Source organism: Streptomyces sp. UH6 (assembly GCF_013421635.1).
Taxonomy (GTDB): Bacteria; Actinomycetota; Actinomycetes; order Streptomycetales; family Streptomycetaceae; genus Streptomyces; species Streptomyces abyssomicinicus.
The window spans coordinates 1-2,590 of sequence record NZ_JACADT010000812.1; the positions used below are offsets into that span (position 1 = coordinate 1).

The 2,590-nt window shown below is 72.2% G+C and carries 2 protein-coding genes; one reads left to right on the plus strand and one right to left on the minus strand.

Features of this window, described 5'->3' with window-relative positions:
- Positions 1–303: helix-turn-helix transcriptional regulator (locus HW445_RS26180; protein ID WP_180223355.1), on the minus strand; the 303-nt coding region annotated here is incomplete at its 3' end.
- A 229-nt stretch (positions 304–532) separates the two neighbouring features.
- On the opposite strand from HW445_RS26180, the gene HW445_RS26185 reads away from it, so the two are divergent.
- Positions 533–2,578, plus strand: coding sequence for an NAD(+) synthase (locus HW445_RS26185; RefSeq protein WP_180223356.1), 2,046 nt, complete (start codon positions 533–535; stop codon positions 2,576–2,578).
- The last annotated feature ends 12 nt before the right edge of the window (positions 2,579–2,590 follow it).

Consider the following 2,590-nt stretch of genomic DNA (forward strand, 5'->3'; position numbering starts at 1 on the left):
TGTGAGGAGGTGGCCCATCGTGGCGAGGACCGACGGTTCGACCCGGTGGCAGACCCAGGTGCCGCGCCGCTCGGAGGTCAGCAGGCCCGCCTCCCGGAGCTTCTTCAGGTGGTGGGAGACGGTCGGCTGCGACACGCCGACGTCGGAGATGTCGCACACACACGCCTCCCCGCCCTCGTGGGAGGCCACCGCGGAGAACAGCCGCGGCCGGACCGGGTCGCCGAGGGCCTTGAACAGTCGGGCGACGGCCTCCGCCTCCCCGGCGTCCAGCGGGCGCTCGGTCAGCGGCGGGCAGCACGGCACGACGGCGGAACCGCCGGCCGCGGGGCCGGGGGAGAGGGAGCACCTCGCTGCTCGGCAGGCCTCCCTCGTCCCACCCGGCGGGACGGCGGCCCATGTCGACGCCCGTCGAAACAGGTGAGGCGTCGGAGGGCCCGTGACCGGGCAGTCGTAGGCTTTGCAGTGCCCTGACCGGGCCGACCCGTCGCCGTCAGGGCCGCCGCCCGTCCAACTCTCGTGGGAGTCAGCCCCGTTGAACTTCTGGTCGCTCTACCAGCACGGCTTCGCGCGGATCGCCGCCTGCACCGGTCACGCCGCCATCGCCGACCCCGCCGCCAACGCCGAGGCAGTGCTGCGGCAGGCCCGCCGATGTGACGAGGACGGCGTCGCCGTCGCGCTCTTCCCGGAGATGAACCTCTGCGGCTACTCCATCGAGGACCTGCTGCTCCAGGACGCCCTGCTCGACGAGGTGGAGACGGCGCTCGCCGCCGTGGTGGCCGGGTCCGCCGGCCTGCTGCCCGTCCTGGTGGTCGGCGCCCCGCTGCGCCACCGCAACCGGATCTACAACTGCGCCGTGGTGGTGCACCGGGGCAGGATCCTCGGCGTCGCCCCCAAGTCCTACGTGCCGAACTACCGCGAATTCTACGAGAAGCGGCACATCGCCTCCGGCGACGACGAGCGCGGCGGCACCCTCCGGATCGGCGGGGAGACCGTGCCCTTCGGCGTGGACCTGCTCTTCGCCGCCGAGGACGTGCCCGGCCTGGTGATCCACGCCGAGGTCTGCGAGGACATGTGGGTGCCGGTGCCGCCGAGCGCCGAGGCCGCGCTGGCCGGCGCCACCGTGCTGCTCAACCTCTCCGGCAGCCCCATCACCGTCGGCCGCGCCGAGGACCGCAAGCTGCTCTGCCGCTCGGCGTCCTCCCGCTGCCTCGCCGCCTACGTGTACGCGGCGGCCGGCCTGGGCGAGTCCAGCACCGACCTGTCCTGGGACGGGCAGACCATGATCTACGAGAACGGCGTCCTGCTCGCCGAGACCGACCGGTTCCCGCAGGACGAGCGGTACGCGGTGGCCGACGTCGACCTCGACCTGCTCCGGCAGGAACGCCTGCGGATGGGCACCTTCGACGACAACCGCCGCACCCACGCCGCCCGCACCGGCGACTTCCGCGAGGTCGGCTTCCGGCTGGACGCGCCCACCGGGAACCTCGGGCTGCGCCGCCGGCTCGAGCGGTTCCCGTTCGTGCCGTCCGACCCGGAGCGCCTGGCCCAGGACTGCTACGAGGCGTACAACATCCAGGTCAGCGCCCTCCAGCAGCGTCTGGCGGCGATCGGGGACCCGAAGATCGTCATCGGGGTCTCCGGCGGCCTGGACTCCACCCACGCGCTGATCGTCGCCGCGCAGACCATGGACCGCGCAGGCCGCCCCCGCAGCGACATCCTGGCGTTCACCCTGCCCGGCTTCGCCACCAGCGACCACACCAAGGGCAACGCCCACAAGCTGATGAGCGCCCTCGGCGTCACGGCGGCCGAACTCGACATCACGCCCACCGCGCGGCTGATGCTGAAGGAGATGGACCACCCGTTCTCGGCGGGCGAGCCGGTCTACGACGTCACCTTCGAGAACGTGCAGGCGGGCCTGCGCACCGACTACCTGTTCCGGCTGGCCAACCAGCGCGGCGGCATCGTGCTCGGCACCGGCGACCTCTCCGAGCTGGCCCTCGGCTGGAGCACGTACGGCGTCGGCGACCAGATGAGCCACTACAACGTCAACTCGGGCGTCCCCAAGACCTTCATCCAGCACCTCATCCGCTGGGTCATCGGCAGCGGACAGTTCGACGAGGCGACCGGGAGGACGCTGGCCGCCATCCTCGACACGGAGATCAGCCCGGAGCTGGTCCCCGGCGAGGAGATGCAGTCCACCGAGTCGAAGATCGGCCCCTACGCCCTGCACGACTTCACCCTCTTCCACGTGCTGCGGTACGGGTTCCGGCCGTCGAAGATCGCCTTCCTGGCCTGGCACGCCTGGCACGACGCGGAGGCGGGCGCCTGGCCGGCCAACTTCCCGGAGGCCAAGCGGGTCGCCTACGACCTCCAGGAGATCCACGACTGGCTCGAGGTGTTCTGCCGCCGCTTCTTCGCCTTCGCGCAGTTCAAGCGGTCGGCCATGCCCAACGGCCCCAAGGTCTCGGCCGGCGGCTCGCTCTCGCCGCGCGGCGACTGGCGCGCCCCTTCCGACAGCTCCGCGGCCACCTGGCTGCGCGACCTGGCGCGCGTCGAGGACGCCCTCGGCAAGGAGTGATCGCGCGCGTGC